This is a genomic window from Microvirga vignae, assembly GCF_001017175.1.
GTDB lineage: Bacteria > Pseudomonadota > Alphaproteobacteria > Rhizobiales > Beijerinckiaceae > Microvirga > Microvirga vignae.
On the sequence record NZ_LCYG01000055.1, the window covers coordinates 1 to 13,599 of the forward strand.

The 13,599-nt window shown below is 60.7% G+C and carries 24 protein-coding genes and 1 tRNA gene; 2 read left to right on the forward strand and 23 right to left on the reverse strand.

The genetic code is table 11. The annotated features are described in order from the left end of the window. Positions 1–130: 130 nt before the first annotated feature. The 22 genes from AA309_RS19905 to AA309_RS35345 form a co-directional block, all read right to left on the reverse strand. Positions 131–204: transfer RNA gene (locus tag AA309_RS19905), tRNA-Gln, on the reverse strand. 124 nt (positions 205–328) lie between these two features. Continuing rightward, positions 329–1,504, reverse strand: coding sequence for a hypothetical protein (locus tag AA309_RS19910; protein WP_047190770.1), 1,176 nt, complete (start codon positions 1,502–1,504; stop codon positions 329–331). A 318-nt stretch (positions 1,505–1,822) separates the two neighbouring features. Next, positions 1,823–2,056: a hypothetical protein gene (locus AA309_RS19920; protein ID WP_047190772.1), complete on the reverse strand. Its 234-nt coding sequence runs from the start codon at positions 2,054–2,056 to the stop codon at positions 1,823–1,825. After that, positions 2,053–2,799 (reverse strand): hypothetical protein, encoded by a 747-nt coding sequence (locus AA309_RS19925; protein WP_047190773.1) that lies wholly within the window; start codon positions 2,797–2,799, stop codon positions 2,053–2,055. Before AA309_RS19925 ends, AA309_RS19920 begins: the two co-directional genes overlap by 4 nt. Further along, positions 2,796–3,110: a hypothetical protein gene (locus tag AA309_RS19930; protein ID WP_047190774.1), complete on the reverse strand. Its 315-nt coding sequence runs from the start codon at positions 3,108–3,110 to the stop codon at positions 2,796–2,798. Before AA309_RS19930 ends, AA309_RS19925 begins: the two co-directional genes overlap by 4 nt. Beyond that, entirely contained in the window at positions 3,107–3,520 is a 414-nt protein-coding gene (locus AA309_RS19935) for a hypothetical protein (protein WP_047190775.1), read from the reverse strand. The genes AA309_RS19930 and AA309_RS19935 overlap by 4 nt, the downstream gene beginning before the upstream one ends. Beyond that, positions 3,517–3,756: a hypothetical protein gene (locus AA309_RS19940; protein ID WP_047190776.1), complete on the reverse strand. Its 240-nt coding sequence runs from the start codon at positions 3,754–3,756 to the stop codon at positions 3,517–3,519. Before AA309_RS19940 ends, AA309_RS19935 begins: the two co-directional genes overlap by 4 nt. After that, positions 3,753–4,685, reverse strand: coding sequence for a hypothetical protein (locus AA309_RS19945; protein ID WP_047190777.1), 933 nt, complete (start codon positions 4,683–4,685; stop codon positions 3,753–3,755). The genes AA309_RS19940 and AA309_RS19945 overlap by 4 nt, the downstream gene beginning before the upstream one ends. After that, complete coding sequence (locus tag AA309_RS19950) at positions 4,678–5,178, reverse strand: DUF1643 domain-containing protein (protein WP_047190778.1); 501 nt, start codon at positions 5,176–5,178, stop codon at positions 4,678–4,680. Before AA309_RS19950 ends, AA309_RS19945 begins: the two co-directional genes overlap by 8 nt. Further along, positions 5,175–5,588, reverse strand: coding sequence for a hypothetical protein (locus AA309_RS19955; RefSeq protein ID WP_047190779.1), 414 nt, complete (start codon positions 5,586–5,588; stop codon positions 5,175–5,177). The genes AA309_RS19950 and AA309_RS19955 overlap by 4 nt, the downstream gene beginning before the upstream one ends. A 35-nt stretch (positions 5,589–5,623) precedes the next feature. Beyond that, positions 5,624–6,643 carry a hypothetical protein gene (locus AA309_RS19960; protein ID WP_047190780.1) on the reverse strand — a complete coding sequence of 340 codons (1,020 nt, stop codon included), beginning with the start codon at positions 6,641–6,643 and terminating at the stop codon, positions 5,624–5,626. Then, complete coding sequence (locus tag AA309_RS19965; RefSeq protein ID WP_047190781.1) at positions 6,640–6,855, reverse strand: hypothetical protein; 216 nt, start codon at positions 6,853–6,855, stop codon at positions 6,640–6,642. Before AA309_RS19965 ends, AA309_RS19960 begins: the two co-directional genes overlap by 4 nt. Then, positions 6,852–7,241: a hypothetical protein gene (locus AA309_RS19970; protein ID WP_047190782.1), complete on the reverse strand. Its 390-nt coding sequence runs from the start codon at positions 7,239–7,241 to the stop codon at positions 6,852–6,854. Before AA309_RS19970 ends, AA309_RS19965 begins: the two co-directional genes overlap by 4 nt. Continuing rightward, positions 7,241–7,405, reverse strand: coding sequence for a hypothetical protein (locus tag AA309_RS35340; protein WP_160310505.1), 165 nt, complete (start codon positions 7,403–7,405; stop codon positions 7,241–7,243). The genes AA309_RS19970 and AA309_RS35340 overlap by 1 nt, the downstream gene beginning before the upstream one ends. Positions 7,406–7,408: 3 nt before the next feature. Then, positions 7,409–8,566, reverse strand: coding sequence for a DNA polymerase III subunit beta (gene dnaN / locus AA309_RS19975; protein WP_047190783.1), 1,158 nt, complete (start codon positions 8,564–8,566; stop codon positions 7,409–7,411). An 8-nt stretch (positions 8,567–8,574) separates the two neighbouring features. Continuing rightward, complete coding sequence (locus AA309_RS19980) at positions 8,575–8,985, reverse strand: hypothetical protein (protein WP_047190784.1); 411 nt, start codon at positions 8,983–8,985, stop codon at positions 8,575–8,577. 2 nt (positions 8,986–8,987) lie between these two features. Beyond that, positions 8,988–9,161 carry a hypothetical protein gene (locus tag AA309_RS19985; protein WP_160310506.1) on the reverse strand — a complete coding sequence of 58 codons (174 nt, stop codon included), beginning with the start codon at positions 9,159–9,161 and terminating at the stop codon, positions 8,988–8,990. Further along, positions 9,161–9,628 carry a hypothetical protein gene (locus AA309_RS19990; RefSeq protein ID WP_047190786.1) on the reverse strand — a complete coding sequence of 156 codons (468 nt, stop codon included), beginning with the start codon at positions 9,626–9,628 and terminating at the stop codon, positions 9,161–9,163. The genes AA309_RS19985 and AA309_RS19990 overlap by 1 nt, the downstream gene beginning before the upstream one ends. Positions 9,629–9,737: 109 nt before the next feature. Further along, positions 9,738–10,289, reverse strand: a complete 552-nt coding sequence (locus AA309_RS19995) for a phosphohydrolase (protein WP_047190787.1) — start codon at positions 10,287–10,289, stop codon at positions 9,738–9,740. Next, complete coding sequence (locus AA309_RS20000) at positions 10,286–10,552, reverse strand: hypothetical protein (protein ID WP_047190788.1); 267 nt, start codon at positions 10,550–10,552, stop codon at positions 10,286–10,288. The genes AA309_RS19995 and AA309_RS20000 overlap by 4 nt, the downstream gene beginning before the upstream one ends. Then, the gene (locus AA309_RS20005; RefSeq protein WP_160310507.1) at positions 10,552–11,421 is read right to left on the reverse strand and encodes a ParB N-terminal domain-containing protein; all 870 of its coding nucleotides are present in this window, start codon (positions 11,419–11,421) and stop codon (positions 10,552–10,554) included. Before AA309_RS20005 ends, AA309_RS20000 begins: the two co-directional genes overlap by 1 nt. Beyond that, on the reverse strand, positions 11,405–11,884 hold the full coding sequence (locus AA309_RS35345; protein ID WP_047190790.1) for a hypothetical protein: 480 nt from the start codon (positions 11,882–11,884) through the stop codon (positions 11,405–11,407). The genes AA309_RS20005 and AA309_RS35345 overlap by 17 nt, the downstream gene beginning before the upstream one ends. 339 nt (positions 11,885–12,223) lie before the next feature. On the opposite strand from AA309_RS35345, the gene AA309_RS20015 reads away from it, so the two are divergent. Next, positions 12,224–12,484: a hypothetical protein gene (locus AA309_RS20015; RefSeq protein ID WP_047190791.1), complete on the forward strand. Its 261-nt coding sequence runs from the start codon at positions 12,224–12,226 to the stop codon at positions 12,482–12,484. On the opposite strand, the gene AA309_RS34490 is transcribed toward AA309_RS20015, so the two are convergent. Then, positions 12,478–13,302, reverse strand: a complete 825-nt coding sequence (locus AA309_RS34490; protein WP_160310508.1) for an XRE family transcriptional regulator — start codon at positions 13,300–13,302, stop codon at positions 12,478–12,480. The two genes, AA309_RS20015 and AA309_RS34490, sit on opposite strands and share 7 nt — an antisense overlap. Here AA309_RS34490 and AA309_RS35350 point away from each other — a divergent pair. Continuing rightward, positions 13,288–13,560 carry a hypothetical protein gene (locus tag AA309_RS35350; RefSeq protein ID WP_047190793.1) on the forward strand — a complete coding sequence of 91 codons (273 nt, stop codon included), beginning with the start codon at positions 13,288–13,290 and terminating at the stop codon, positions 13,558–13,560. The genes AA309_RS34490 and AA309_RS35350 overlap by 15 nt on opposite strands. The last annotated feature ends 39 nt before the right edge of the window (positions 13,561–13,599 follow it).

The window sequence follows — 13,599 nt, forward strand, 5'->3', positions numbered from 1 at the left end:
GATCGCTTGGGAGTAGTCAGGCTGGCAGGTTCAACGGGGCGCGGGCCGGGTACGCATATGGGTACGCGGCCACCAAGCTCATAGAGCTAAGATCCTGAATTTATTTTCTTTTTAGGGAAGCTCAAAATGTTGGCTGGGGGACCTGGATTCGAACCAAGACTAACGGAGTCAGAGTCCGCTGTTCTACCATTAAACTATCCCCCACCATAACCACCTGAGAAACCTAGATTTTTTCGCTTTCGGTTTCCAAGATCGGGGGCGAAGTTTACAATTTCGCCCCGGCGGTGACGCTCAGATAGGTCCTTTTCTGTTCTCGGTCAAGCCCGTGTTAGCGGCCACCTTCGACAATTTCGAAGCGGCGGCGGTTGGCCTCGGCCACGTCCATTTGGTCGATGAACCGGGTATACCGTTCGACCATCGGCAGGCTCATCCCGATGTCATTGGCGATCGCCTGGGCCGTGTAACCAGCCCGGCGGCGGGTCAGCACGGCGGTCCCGCGAAGGCCGTGCAGGGTAGGGCCGCGGACGTCCTCGGGGTCGATCTCCCAGCCGTACCGCTTAACCTGAACAACCAGCCATTCCTTCCACCGGCGGCAGAGCTCCTTGCCTTGCTTGGAGGCAAGCCATCGGCCCCAGCGGGCTCGGATGCGGTCGGGCGTGTAGGGCTCGGCCCTGGGCGTATAGAGGTAGAGATCCTCCCTGAACCGCTCGATCGGCGCCTTCCAGCGGGAGTTCTCAAACCGGATTGGGGTCTCTGCCCATCGGTCGAGCTCTAGCGCCTCAGCTGCGGCCAAGGGGATGAAGAACGCTCGGCGCTTCTTGCGCGTCTTCTTCGGACGGCACCAAAGCCCGTTGTTCTCCCGATGCTCAGGGCCGAAGAGCACCAGATCGCTCTCCCGCTGTCCGGTCCATGCGCCGAGCTTTACAAACCTGACCAGGTCCGCCGGCGCATGCTCAAGCACAAAGGCTTGGGCCCACTCTGGCCAGGGCACGTGGCCGCGATCTGGAGTGTCGAGGTCGGACACATGGTCGAAGGGATTGATTGGCCGGTTGCCGAGCAACCCGAGAGGAATGGCCCAGGCCCAGATTGTCTTACCGACCGCCAGCATCTGGTTGGCCATGTAAGGTGTCTCTCGCATGGCATCACGAGCGGTCTGAACTCCTAATGGGCTGAGATCCTCGGCAGGGTAGCGCCCCCAAGCTTCAAGATCCTCGAACCGACGCATATGGACTTCATAGGTCTCCCGGGTGGAGTCGGTGTTCTTTTTGAAGTCTTCGCTCTCCCGGTACCGACGCACGAGGTTGGCGACTGAGCCCGCGGGAGCCATTGGATTGGAGCCGCCAAGAGCCTCAACCTTGGCCCAGAAGGCGGCCGAGGCTGGATCGCTCGGCAGTGGGATCCGCTTTCCTTCGTTCTTCGTTCCGCGGTTGGGAACCCAGTAATAGTACTTCTTGCCCGTCGCCTTCTTCGTGATGACGTGCACTTCCTTTGGAAGGTCAACCACGCCGCTTCCCCTTCGAGCCATTTGCGAACCTTCCGGCACTTGCAACGAACGGGTCAACAATGTTGCCCCCTTTCGATCCGAGCGCAAGGACCGGTGCGGATTGGACCGCTTTGGGAATGCCGGCGAGATGGGTGTCAACATCCGCCCATCTCCAGCGGGGCGTGCTCTCTGGAAAGCCGGGAGCTGGGGCGGGGAGTACTCCTCTTTCCACCCATTTATCCCAGGTTTCCGGCGAGACGCCGATCTCAGCGGCGCCGACTTCGCGTGAAACGTAGGCTGGTGTGCGCGAGGGAAGACGCAGGTCCGCTTTGCGGGCAGTCATGGCCGCACCTCGTTCTCAGGCTTCAGGTACCGGGCCTCAAAGCCACGAGCTCGCCGCCAGACCGTGACCTCACCGATGGGAGCCCGCGGGTAACTGGGCCGGCGGACCTCTTCGACCTCCACGATCAGCCCAGCCTCCCAATCCTTTGGGCGGCCTCGCCAATTCCAATCGGTGACAACCGCCGCGGCGCTAAAGCGCCAGCGGCCGGTGATGCGGGGAAGATCGCTCATGCCGCCTCCTGCATCTGGTCGATGTTGCAGGGGTGGACGATGAAGGTCGGGGCAACGACCCAGGGGTTGGCGTCCCAGGACTCGGGACCGTTCAACCGCTCCCAAAGGTCACGATACCAGTCGCGAGCGGTAGGGAACCATCTGCCCGGTTTCGTCGTCGCGGCGATGTCGTCCGCAAAGCGCACGAACGTATTACCGTGCCATACGCCTTCTGCGATGGCATCTTCCTCGCTGATGTCCTGCAGCCGTTCGACCTTCACGCCGGTCACGGTAAGCGTTAGGCGAGAGGCCCAGCGCGGCATGTGGATCGAGGGTGCCCATTTCACGCCATCGAAAGCACCCGGGGCATATTCTTTGAGCCCCGGCTGAGAGCGGCCATTCTTGTGCTGATGATGACCATCGATCATCATCGCGAAGTCCGCTTCCCCGATCTTACAGGCTCGGGAGCCGCCTAGGTCACGGGAGTACGAGAGCGGGGCCCAGTTCTCCCGCACATAGAGACGGTCGCCAGGGACGAAACGAGTGCGAAACTCTCCCTCAAACTTCCATGTGTCGCAGTCCTTCGGATCGCCTGATAGCCACGACCACTCGTCTGTCTGCCCCTCACTAGAACGAGAGACCACGCCAGCACTTGTGACATTGGCCGGCGGCTGCGGCTTCAGGATCCGCCGCGTCTGCGTCTTCCTGCCATCGAGGAGAGCGCGAACCATAGGCGCGGAAAAGATGATGGGTCGGTCAGTCATGGTGCTCTCCTGTAGTAGCCGTCGCGTTGAATCTGCTCATAGGCGCGACGAACCGGCTTCTGCGCTGATCTGTCGATAGGCAGAAACCACTTGCCGGAGAACTCTCCGCCAAAGGGGCTTGGATTCTCACTGATCGAGACAAGTTGGGTGTGCCCAGCTCCTCGTTGGCTGTGCGGGCTCTCGATCTCGTCAACCCGCGTGATGGTGTATTCCTTGGTCACGTCGGGCGCCCACGATCGGCAATGCTCCATGACCATGCTGATGTCGAAGCGAACCTTGTCGCCGACGACGTACTTGTCCTGACGGATCATCTGCTGATCCCCTCCTTGGCTATGAGGGCGGACAGGAGAGCGGAGAGCAGGGCCAAAGCCTGATTAGACTCGCTTTGGCCTGTGAACCTCGGAGCCGCGTAGCTGGCCCATTGGTTGGTCAGCATGGTTGTGTAGTGCGGGAATGGCCGTGTCATCTTGCAGGCCATCTCGTAATGCCACCCCGGCAGCATCCTCTCTAAGAGAGCAATAGCGGCGTCTAAGGAGGAGGTGAGTTTCGGGGCGCGTAGCGCGCGCACAGAGTCGTGGCCGTCGGGCGTCTGGAAGAATCTGGCCATACCATTGTGCTTGATCTTCCAGCCATGGAGAGCGGCCCAGATTTCATAATCCAACTCCCGATCCGGCCCCTCTGCCGCCTCGATCCGCTTCAAGAGTTCCGACAGCTTGCTCATGGGGCGGAATCCTTGGGATTGAGGATCAATTGCAGAGCGCACCAAGCCATCGCCTGGTTGACAGTCTCGAAACATGAGATCGCGCGTGGGTGCCGGCCGTATTGCTGATCGCCCGATCGTTCATCTCGGACGATGATCCGGCCCGGCTCGCCACGAATGGCGAAGACCCGCTCCCGACCATCGCTCACATCCCAATGATGGGTATCGCGCTGCGCGAAGCTGAAGTAGCAGCTCATTCCGCCTCTCCTGCCTGTTGGAGGGCGGCGCGAGCACGGCGGATGTCACCAATCGTGAGAGCCGGACAACCGGGTGCAAGGCGGAGTATCGGGAAGTCGTCAGGCCGAGTTGAGAACATGCCAGGATGCTTCCCCGTCACTCCTGGCGAGATGAAATGCACCTGCTCTTCGTCGCCCCATTCTGCCAATTTCACGAACGGCTCCAGCGCCTGTGTGAGAGAGGCGAGGCGGACAGAGCCATCCTCATAGCCCTGCTTGTAGCCTTCCGCCCTGGCCTCGGTCTGGGCAAACTCCATCGCGCCTTCGCCCTCCTCTACCTTCTGCTGAAGAGAGGCGCATTGGGTCTGGGAGGATTGGAGCACATCGCGAATGATGCCTTTGACGCGATCCATCGTGAGCGCGTACCCATCGAACCCGCAGAAGGCATTCAGAAGGCGTTGCTCTGGTGTAGCAGAAGCGTCCGTGAATGGCCGCTCATAGTTCGCGAGTTTTGCCTCCAGCTTCTTCACCTTCTGCTCTGCAGCGTCGGCGCGGGCTTCTGCTTTCTTTGCCCGCACCTCTTCCCGAACAGCGACTTCCCACTGTCGTTCAGTTCGGGCGTTCGCCTCATCTCGCTCGTGTGTCAGATCCTTGATCTGCTGGGAGGAAAGGGCGGCATAGAGTGGGATCACGGTGCTATTGATGTAGATGCGTTTGACCGCAGCCTCGGCAGCTTCCCGCGTCGGGTATGCGTGGGTTGTCCCTTGGACGAGCGGCAGGAGGCCCCATGCGACCGGCTCCCCCTCACGCCCGCTTGTCTCATGAGATGCGAGGGCGGCGAGAACAGCATGAAGCTCTTTCACCAAATCCCAAGGACCGCCGTACACGGTGTATTTAAGCACGATATCGGTGATCTGCCTTTGCGCCTCTCTGATCGTGTTCTCAGACATTGAGTGCGTTCCATTCAGTGAGGGGCATGGAGTAAGGGGTCATGAGCGGGTGGCGTGGATGCCCGTCCTTTGCGATGCCGAGGCAATGCAATCGTTTACCGAGCTGCTGCGCCATTGTGATGATGCCGTGGTAGCGGTCTCGTAGAAGGGGTGGTAGCTTCGCCATCGGTCCCCAAGCAGCAACGATAGCGGTGGCCTCGCCCATGATTGCTCGGAGATGCTCATCGTTGTCTGGCCCAACGGCACAACGATAATCGAGCCCTCGCAGAGCTTTGATGTCTGTAGCCCTGAAGGCAAACAGGTTGCCAACCACGATCCGGCTATAGCTGTGCCGCTCGGCAAAGCCCCTTACCTTCCGGATCGTGGCATCATCCTGCTCAGCGTCGGCTGTTGACGGATTGACCATGATGAAGGCGAGCGTTCCCCGGCATGGCGACAATTCACGCTCAAGGCGGTAGCGGTAGAGCCCACAAGGCGAGATGATCGCGCTCATCGTCCTGCCTCCTTGTTGGGGGTGAGAGCGGCTTGCAGGCACCGTGAGCATGGCTGTCCGTCCGTAGGGCAGTCGTCGCAGCGAGGGGCTAGGCGGGTGCGTGACCGCACCTCCTTCTGTGTGGATTGGAGAGCGGAGCGGGCGCGTTGCATTAGAGGGCCTTCAGGATCGAACCCAAGATCCTCTTCAACGTATTTGTCGTTCGTCTCCACGATGTCCGTGAGCGCTCTCGTCAGTTCATCCAGGCGGGATTGGAGGCACTTGACCTTCGCCTGTTCCGTCCTGAGGCGGATGGAGAGGAGGGCGTTCTCGTTGATCTTCCCAGCAAGATCGCACAGAAGTTCCGCGTTATAGCGGTCCATCTCCTCAGTCGGCTCTCTCGGCGCCATCGCATACTGTCCATTGGTCATGAACGGGCTTCCTTGAACATGGGACGAGGCTGCGATCATGCGGCCACTGCGGTCGGGTCAATGATGGTGAGGAAATCGTGAGGGGCGACGATGCGCTCGGCCTCGTCGCGTAGGTAGCGCCCGGCCCGGCTCGCGTCGGTCGTATACCCGGCCGAGCAGGAGCGATAGTAGGCATCCTTCTCTTTGCTCCAGATCAGGAAGACCGGAGCATCGCCGAAGAGCACCCGGCGCAGGGTCGCGGCGCGCTCGAAGTTCATCGCGATCACGGCCTTCGAGAGTTCCGCTTCCAGCCGCTCCCTGCGAGCCCGCTCGTTGCGCTTGACGCGCAGGCCTTCCGGCTTCTCGACAAGGATCTCATGCGTCGCGAGGTTGCGCAGGCCGTAGGCCCCGACCACGACCCACCACATATTGTTGATGTTATAGAAGGCCGTTCCGCGGCAGATCCGGCCCTTCCGGTCGAGGAACCATACCTTCGAGCCGTGCTCGATCGTCCTCTCGTCGCGAGAGGTGCAGTTGTAGGCGTAGCGAGGGACTGGGCGGCCGAGTTCCTTGTCTTTGTGAACGCTCGCAGCATAGTCTCGCGCGATATACTCCGCGGCCGTGATCCCGCCGACCGAGGGCAGCTCGGACCGGCCCGGCGCGGCGATCGCCACGATCGCGCGCTCTTGGAGCCAAGCCGCGATGCGGCGGTGCAGGAGCCGGAAGCGCAGCCGGTCGAGGTAGGTCATGCGGGCGAGCTTGCCGAAGTCGTATTCCCTGCCGTTGGGGTTGTCGATCGGCCATGTCTCGGCCCAAACCGTGACCTCGATCGCCCGGCCGGTGATGCGGATCTTCGCGCGCAGATCGCCGCGCTTCGCGAGGCGGTTTTGAGGGCTCAAGATGCGGTGACGCTTGTGAACCTTCGGATCTTGTCCGACGGTCCATCCGAGATCGCGCAGGAGCCGGTTGAGCCCGCCGTAGATCTCCCTCTCGAAAGTCGGATCGTTGGGATCGTCCTGCCAGATCCCGATTGAGGTGTCGTGCGATCGCAACTCGATTTTGCGTGTGATAGTCATGAGCGGACTTCCTTGAGGAATCCACTGTGCTCGGCTGCCACAACGCGAGACAGATCAGCAGCCAGCGGCACAGTGGTAGGGGATGGTTGATACGGGCGGCAGTTGCTGCCCTTGGTGAGCCAGATGCGCTCGACACGTGCGTTGTGCTCTGCGATCTGCTCGGTGAGCGTCTTACGGATAAGGAGAGGCGGGATGCGGATGGGTTGGTTCATTTCGACCTCCGCTCAAGCGTCCCGTCCATCCTCCGCTTCCAAGGCGAGTCTTTGCTGCCTGGGATCGGAGGGCCCTTGCGTTGCCTGATGCCAATGTGATGGCGCTTCCGTCTCTTGGCTTGGGCGCCGGCGCTATGGTCGACTGCATCCTTGGCGGCCTTGTGCCAGAGGTGGGCGGGACCGAGGTTGCCGCTCTTGTCCTCGTCCGATCCGCCGTTCTCTAGAGCGATCAGATGCTCAATGAACCAGTCTTCCCGTGCCCCGTCGATCGGCTCATGGCAGAGGACGCAAATGCCCTTGTGCATCTCCCAGATCTTCAGAGCACGCCGCGGCGTCATGCGTCGGCGTTTCGTTGTGCCCACGTCCTCGCAGATACGGAAGACCATTAGCGAGCCTTCCTCTTCATAGCCCGTACCTCGCGGCGGAGCTGCTTTAGGCGCAGCTGCCGGAGCTTGGCCTCATCGTCGCGCGTACTTTGGTGCGCCTGGCGCTTGCGCTGGATGCGCGTCTGCAGGTGCTCGATCTCGGCTTCAGGCGATGCTGTGGGCATTGATCAGCCTCCGACCGCCGCGTTGCCCACGCCAATCCGCATCGGCATCAGAAGGGCATCATGCCCTCGATCAGCATCCGAAACTCCCAGGACCCTGATCGGGCTTCCGGCATCCTGTTGATCGAACAGGACGTGCTCTCCCGCAAACTTTGAGAGGACGGGGGCCAGACGAGCTCGCGACACGCCGAAGCCAAAGTCTGACTGCTTGATCTCCGCCTCCACCTCCTCGCGAGCATCGCCTAGGGAGGCGTGCGCACCCGAGAGGACAAGGACGTTGTCGCCGGGCTGGACGGAGATGCCGGCGCCCTTTTCGTCGATGGCGCCGAACCGGTTGAGTGCTGCTGCCATGGCGCCGCGGTCGACCGTAGCAGACCGTCCCGACAATTGGGGCAGCAAGCGCTGGTAGTCGACGAAGGTGCCCTGCACCAGCTTGGATACGAAGCGGGTCTCCCCAACGATAGCGCCGATGAGGTTCTCGCTGACCGTCAGCCGGATGTCGCCGTCATCTGGAGCCATTCTGGCCAGGGTGGCGAGCGCTTCAGTCGGGATCGTTACGCCGGGCATATCCGTGAGACCTGCCGGCATGTCCATAATCTGGCGCGAGAAGACGATGCCGTCGATCGCGACGAGAGCTAGGTGAGGGCGCCTTTCGTGTTGGACGATATGAAGGTGCGCTCCCCAGAGATGGGGGCGGTCCTGCATTGTTGCTGCAGCGAACGAGACTCGGTTGATCGCGTTCTTGAGAACCCGGCCAGGAATATCGAACGATGCGCCGTCTGCCGCACCTAGATCCGGATGCAGATCGGCAGGCTCGGTTGCCAAGCGGTAGCGAGACCGGCCTGAGGCCACCACGCAGCGCCCTGAGGTGGCATCTGCCTCGAGCCTGACCTGTGCGCCGGCAGCAAAGCCGGACACGATGCCTCGCAGGGCCTCGCCAGAGAGACAGATCGTCCCGGGCCGATCGATAGCCGCTGGAATGGTGGTGAGCGTCTGTCGCTCAAGGTCAGTCGTGCGCAATACGATCTCGTCGTTATCGGCGCACATCCATACGCATCCAGTCACCGGGATAACTGGTTTCTTGGCGAGAGTGTCGGACACCCGCTTCAGGGCAGCATCGAGAGCGGAGCGCTCAACAGAAAGGGCCATATTCAGGCTGGACATGGTAAGCCTCAGATCTGGAAGGTGGTCTGGATGAAGGCGGGGGAGGGAGGAGGCACGAACACCAGCAATGGCGCGGTCATGGCCTCGTCATAGGCCTCCTGGCACTGCGCCTGGCTGCTGTATTTTGGGCTGCAGAAGCACTCGATGCGCCGAGCAGCATCCAGAAGCAGGCCCGTATCGATCAGGTTGATGGCTTCCTCGGCCAGCTTGCTCGCAAGAGCGTGATCTTCAGCGCTGGGCCCGGTCGTCTCATCATCATCCTCGTCGGCGAAATAGGTGAAGTCGCATTCGTCAGTCGAGAGGAAGGTGTCGAGTACATCGCGCGCCTGGCGCGGCTCGTTGTCCTGCAGCAGCTGAAGCGCCTTTGCGAAGACATCCTCGATGGAGCCCATAGCTGTGATGTCAAAAAGGTGGTACATGCTCACCACTCCGTTGAAAGATCGTCGTAGGATTCCCGGGCGCGCTGTTCTGGCGTGGACGCAACACGAGCCTGTTCGCGAATTGTTTTGAGACGGCGCATTTCGTGGCGCACTGACGCGATCGCGAGGGGAATGAGCAGGATCCCTACCGGCACGATCACATAAAGAACTTCCATCAGATCCCCCATCGGTTCGATTTTTTGTAAGAGGTACGGGCGAGCTCATCGCGCTCCGCGGCGGATGACCGGCGTCGTCGTTCGGGAGGCGGGCCGCGCAGGGGCGGATGCGCTGCGAAGCCCTTTGCGTTCGCGATGTAGGCCAGCGTGTCGACGTGGCAGATGTGTTCGGGCATGCACGTGCAGCCCTGAAACTTGCCCGCCAAGTCGGTCTTGATCTCATCGAACGTCGGACGCTCTGGCAGCTGCAGCGGAAGGCAGGTCAACACCTCGCGCGGCAGGCGCTGAAGAAGCCCATACATCCATAGGCAGTGCAGTTCGCGAGCGGCCCACAGGCGGTTCTTCCTGGTGAAGGGCGCATAGGCCGTGCGTGTTCTCTTGGTTCTCAGCAAGGCCAGTGCTGCCGGATGGTCAGTACCAAACGGGTTTGCATACTTGGCCGGCAGCGATACGCATGCTTTCATCATGACAGCACCAGGAGCGTGGCGACTGTCACAAGACTGCAGACGAGAGCGTACCAGGCGATCCGGTTTGCCGCGTGGCTGTAAGCCTTAGGGATGGGCCGGGTGAAAGACATCACGCGGCCTCCGCTTCCACGAGAGCGGCTTCCACTGCTTCCAAGAACTCACGCTCGGCGCGCTCTGGGCTCCAGTACCGAAGTGTTACACCCAACGGCTCGCCCATGTTGCTCCATGGCACCGGAGGGGCGCTCATGTTCTGGGTTGCTTCGTCCGTGAGGATGCGATTGTCGGCTTCCTTGACCGCCTTCGGCATCGTCGCAGAGAGACCGAACCGCTCAGCAACGCAGAGCATGATTTCGCCCTCGGCTTCCCGGTAGCCCGTTAGGAACGGCTTCACCGGCCGCGGCACGTCAACGAGATAGGCCTCGCTTGCATCGTGCAGCAGAGCCCAGAGGCGATGCTTTGGCTCAACGACCTCAGACAGAAGAACCGAATGCTCTGCGACACTGTAGAAGCGCTTGCAGTGGCCCGTGTAGCGGCAGAGCATGGACAAGGCGTGCGCGATATCCTGAAGGCGAATGTCCCCTGCGCGTGGATCCATCGGCCAGAACTGAGCGCCGGAATAGGTCTGGATCCAATCGCCGCGGCGCTGTGTTGTGCTGCTCATGCCGCCCCTCCGAAATCGACATCGATCCGATCCTCATCCGTTCCGCCGCAAGGGCAGGGGGAGAGGGCGATAGAGCCGGTGACCGGGCGCTTGTGTGGGAAGATTCCACGGCCCGTGCAGGCAGGGCAGAAAATGAGGCCGCTCGTGAGCAGGCTGTTGAGACGATCTTGGGCCTCATCCACCTGTTGTTCGCTGACATCGGAGCACATGACACGACGACGGCGAGGGAAAGCGAGGACGTTGTTCATGGTGCGCTGGCGCATTAGGCGGCCTCCGCAGTCTCAACCGGGGCGCCAAGCCGCTGCGTCAGCAGCTCGCGAAGGCGGTTCGCCAGGACGACAGCGACACCGATGTTCCGCTTTTGAGCCGAGACTGTTCGAGCAGCTGCAAGTTCTGCCTCAAGATCGATCTCGTCAAAGGCCTCCAGCAGCTTCGATCCTGCATCCCGCCATTCCGGGTTCTCCGAGAGAACCTCGCAGATTGCCGTAATGATCGGGGCCACAAGCAGGCCCGTATTTTCGCCGGTCTCTGTAATGCATTGAAGAGCCGTGATGAGTGTATCCCGACCATGGCGCTTGAACATCCGCTCGATGGCAGTCACTGCCATCGTCTCGCCTGGCTTCTGGAAGTTCGCAGCGACCGGATAGCGTAGCGCCGTCACGCCGGCGCAGTCGCACACTTCCTTGATTGCGACCGCATCAGGATCACCGGACAGAACCGCCGCATGAAACATCGCCATGGCGCTCATCTTGGTCGTGGCGCCGTTGATGGCCTTGAAGGCCGCAGCCTGGCCGGTCCGATCCAACAGGATCACAGCGCAGGGCACCTGCTCAAGCCCGCAGATCGCGGCGGCTGTGGTGCGGTGCTGTCCGTCGACAATAGCGTACTTGCCACCCTCCACCGGGGAGACGATGACCGGCGCGAATTTGGACCAGGAGAACTCAGCGGTGATGCGCCGGATGTTCTGCCGCCCGGTACCGGTGATTTCGCGCTGGTAGCTGGGGTCAACGACCAGATCGGCGATCTTCAGCCATTGCAGCATCGCTGCAGAGCCGAAGTCTGTCGGGTGCGGGAAGTTCTCCAGCCCCAGAGTGGAAATCGGGCGCGGCTCCATCTCAGCGACCTTCCTCATCCGTATCGCCATCACGGCGGTTGCCGGCCGGGCTAGGCTCAATGGTGAAGGGACCATTCGCGGCCATGCGGTTGGCCTGTTCCAAGGCAAGAGGGCCAAGCTGTTCGATTTCGCCGGGGTCGAAGAAGGCACGAAGCCGCGCCTCGCTGCATACTTCCCAATCCTGCGTGATTTCGATGATCTTGAGCGCCATCGCCCTGATCTTCGCCTTGTGGAAAGAGGCGGCGCGGGCGTCCCATTGGATCCGCATGTTGGCAAATGCCTCTTCCCAGGTGTCGGCATAGGCGTAGAGGGTGCCCTCTGATCTGCCGGTGATACCGTTGGGATAGAGCGACATTCCGATGGTGCGGCCCGACTGCTCAGGCCTGTGCCGTCCCTCGTCAATCCAAACGGTGAGTTCAGCTTGCGGACCGACCAGATCGGCCAACGCGCGGCATTGAGCTTTGATTTCCTGCGGTGTCATCGGCTCAGCCTCCCAGCGCCACGCAGGAGAGGCCGACAACGCCGATCAGGAACACGACAGCAAAGCCATCGCGGGCGACTTCAAGAAGGAAGGTGGAGAGGGGTTGCATAGGGGCTCATCCGTTGATGGGATGAGCTTATTGCTACGCCATGTAGCAGCATGCGTCAACGGAAACTTTCACGAATTGTAGCAAATAGGCTGTCTAGTGGAGAAATGGAGATTATCCCCTCTTTCCACCTCGCTTAGCCGGCTCGTGGATAGATTCCTGTGTTTGGGAACTCTGTTCTTGTTCCGTTCGGCTCCCTGAGTCAGGTTGCCGCAGTCAACAGGAGAGACAACATGTCCAGTCAGGCAGTTCAGGATGATTATGGTGATGACTATCGAACGAAAGTCCCACGCTTCCAGCTATTGCTGAATTGCTACAACTGCCAGCGGCCGTCGTCCCGGTACATGCAGGCTGTCCCGCCCGAGATCACGACTGAGGACGAGTTGATTGAGAGCGGCCTGCTGGCCAAGCAGTCGTTCCTCTGCGGAAAATGCGAGTGTCCGATAGGGACGATCACAGGAGTGAAGGTCGAGTGGATCGACGTCCCCTATTGATCAGTCGGGTAGTGGACGCTGCGCACAAGAGCGAGGATCCTAACCTCGTTTCCGTCGTCCGGCTGGAAATCCCGGGGCACAACGATTGGCTTGTGCTTCGGATTATCCGACCGGGGATGAAATTCGATGCGGTCTTCGTACAGTTCAATCTCTTTGACGGACCACTCACGCATTTGGCCGCCAAACTTCGTGCGTTCGACAACGACCTTCATGCCGTCCCGGAGCGGCACCTGATTTTCGAGGTCCTCAAAGTCGACACATAGGACGAATCCTCCTTCTAACATTGGAGGCCGTGCCTTGTTCATGGAGTCGCCTTCGATCTCGAAAGCCATCTGGCGCGCGTTCGGGTACTTCATATCCGCAGGGCCTGTGATCCTTTGCGGCTCATCGTCGAAGATCTCATCAACCTCGCGGAACGAACCGGCCGCAACTTTTCCAGCTACGACATACTCGCCCAAGGCTAAGTCCGCGGGCTTTAATTGCGGCGGCACTTCGTCGCCTCCCGTCTTCGGACCGCCTTTTCCAGTGATCAGCCATCCATGAGCTACGCGGAAGGCGCGAGCATAGGTTTCGGCCTCGTCAGGGGAGAAGTCCCGCCCGCCTGGTTGCTCGGCTCTCTCATGGGAATTGTATGTGCTAACAGGTATTCCCAGAGCGCGGGCAGCCGCACTCTTGGAAGAATACCCTGCTTGTGTTCTGGCCCAAGCTAGCCGTTCGCCCCGAGTTTTCATTTCCCATTTTGTAGCAAATGAACTGCTACGATGGGTGTTGACTTCATCTGCTACGTACTGTAGCAAAGAAGGATGAAGACAGTTCATGACATTATCGCCTTGTGGCCATCCGCTTCCGAACTGGCCCGTGATCTTGGCCTCAAGCGTGAGAGCCATGGCACTGTGATGAAGGCCCGCGGATCGATCCCCGTTGTGCATTGGCCGCGTCTCATAAGCGCCGCCAAAAAGCGGGGAATTAAGGGCATCACCTACGAAGTGCTTGTGAATGCACATGCTCGTCCCTCGTGTGGCGAGGGCGCATCTCTGGAGCGCCAGTCAGCCTCCTCGAAGAAGGAAGCTGCATGATGACGCGCCGGTCCCCATGCGCCAATGCGGCTTTGTTGT

What these genes read in the sequence shown, in the direction of transcription:
- AA309_RS19920 (WP_047190772.1), bottom strand. Translation starts at nt 2,056, where the DNA reads ATGAGCGATCTTCCCCGCATCACCGGCCGCTGGCGCTTTAGCGCCGCG.
- AA309_RS19990 (WP_047190786.1), bottom strand. Translation starts at nt 9,628, where the DNA reads ATGATGAAAGCATGCGTATCGCTGCCGGCCAAGTATGCAAACCCGTTT.
- AA309_RS20000 (WP_047190788.1), bottom strand. Translation starts at nt 10,552, where the DNA reads ATGCGCCAGCGCACCATGAACAACGTCCTCGCTTTCCCTCGCCGTCGT.
- AA309_RS19980 (WP_047190784.1), bottom strand. Translation starts at nt 8,985, where the DNA reads ATGTACCACCTTTTTGACATCACAGCTATGGGCTCCATCGAGGATGTC.
- AA309_RS35350 (WP_047190793.1), top strand. Translation starts at nt 13,288, where the DNA reads ATGAAGACAGTTCATGACATTATCGCCTTGTGGCCATCCGCTTCCGAA.
- AA309_RS20005 (WP_160310507.1), bottom strand. Translation starts at nt 11,421, where the DNA reads ATGAGGAAGGTCGCTGAGATGGAGCCGCGCCCGATTTCCACTCTGGGG.
- AA309_RS35345 (WP_047190790.1), bottom strand. Translation starts at nt 11,884, where the DNA reads ATGACACCGCAGGAAATCAAAGCTCAATGCCGCGCGTTGGCCGATCTG.
- AA309_RS19955 (WP_047190779.1), bottom strand. Translation starts at nt 5,588, where the DNA reads ATGACCAATGGACAGTATGCGATGGCGCCGAGAGAGCCGACTGAGGAG.
- AA309_RS19940 (WP_047190776.1), bottom strand. Translation starts at nt 3,756, where the DNA reads ATGAGCTGCTACTTCAGCTTCGCGCAGCGCGATACCCATCATTGGGAT.
- AA309_RS19960 (WP_047190780.1), bottom strand. Translation starts at nt 6,643, where the DNA reads ATGACTATCACACGCAAAATCGAGTTGCGATCGCACGACACCTCAATC.
- AA309_RS19970 (WP_047190782.1), bottom strand. Translation starts at nt 7,241, where the DNA reads ATGGTCTTCCGTATCTGCGAGGACGTGGGCACAACGAAACGCCGACGC.
- AA309_RS34490 (WP_160310508.1), bottom strand. Translation starts at nt 13,302, where the DNA reads ATGAACTGTCTTCATCCTTCTTTGCTACAGTACGTAGCAGATGAAGTC.
- AA309_RS19965 (WP_047190781.1), bottom strand. Translation starts at nt 6,855, where the DNA reads ATGAACCAACCCATCCGCATCCCGCCTCTCCTTATCCGTAAGACGCTC.
- AA309_RS19945 (WP_047190777.1), bottom strand. Translation starts at nt 4,685, where the DNA reads ATGTCTGAGAACACGATCAGAGAGGCGCAAAGGCAGATCACCGATATC.
- AA309_RS19930 (WP_047190774.1), bottom strand. Translation starts at nt 3,110, where the DNA reads ATGATCCGTCAGGACAAGTACGTCGTCGGCGACAAGGTTCGCTTCGAC.
- dnaN (WP_047190783.1), bottom strand. Translation starts at nt 8,566, where the DNA reads ATGTCCAGCCTGAATATGGCCCTTTCTGTTGAGCGCTCCGCTCTCGAT.
- AA309_RS19935 (WP_047190775.1), bottom strand. Translation starts at nt 3,520, where the DNA reads ATGAGCAAGCTGTCGGAACTCTTGAAGCGGATCGAGGCGGCAGAGGGG.
- AA309_RS20015 (WP_047190791.1), top strand. Translation starts at nt 12,224, where the DNA reads ATGTCCAGTCAGGCAGTTCAGGATGATTATGGTGATGACTATCGAACG.
- AA309_RS35340 (WP_160310505.1), bottom strand. Translation starts at nt 7,405, where the DNA reads ATGCCCACAGCATCGCCTGAAGCCGAGATCGAGCACCTGCAGACGCGC.
- AA309_RS19925 (WP_047190773.1), bottom strand. Translation starts at nt 2,799, where the DNA reads ATGACTGACCGACCCATCATCTTTTCCGCGCCTATGGTTCGCGCTCTC.
- AA309_RS19950 (WP_047190778.1), bottom strand. Translation starts at nt 5,178, where the DNA reads ATGAGCGCGATCATCTCGCCTTGTGGGCTCTACCGCTACCGCCTTGAG.
- AA309_RS19985 (WP_160310506.1), bottom strand. Translation starts at nt 9,161, where the DNA reads ATGGAAGTTCTTTATGTGATCGTGCCGGTAGGGATCCTGCTCATTCCC.
- AA309_RS19995 (WP_047190787.1), bottom strand. Translation starts at nt 10,289, where the DNA reads ATGAGCAGCACAACACAGCGCCGCGGCGATTGGATCCAGACCTATTCC.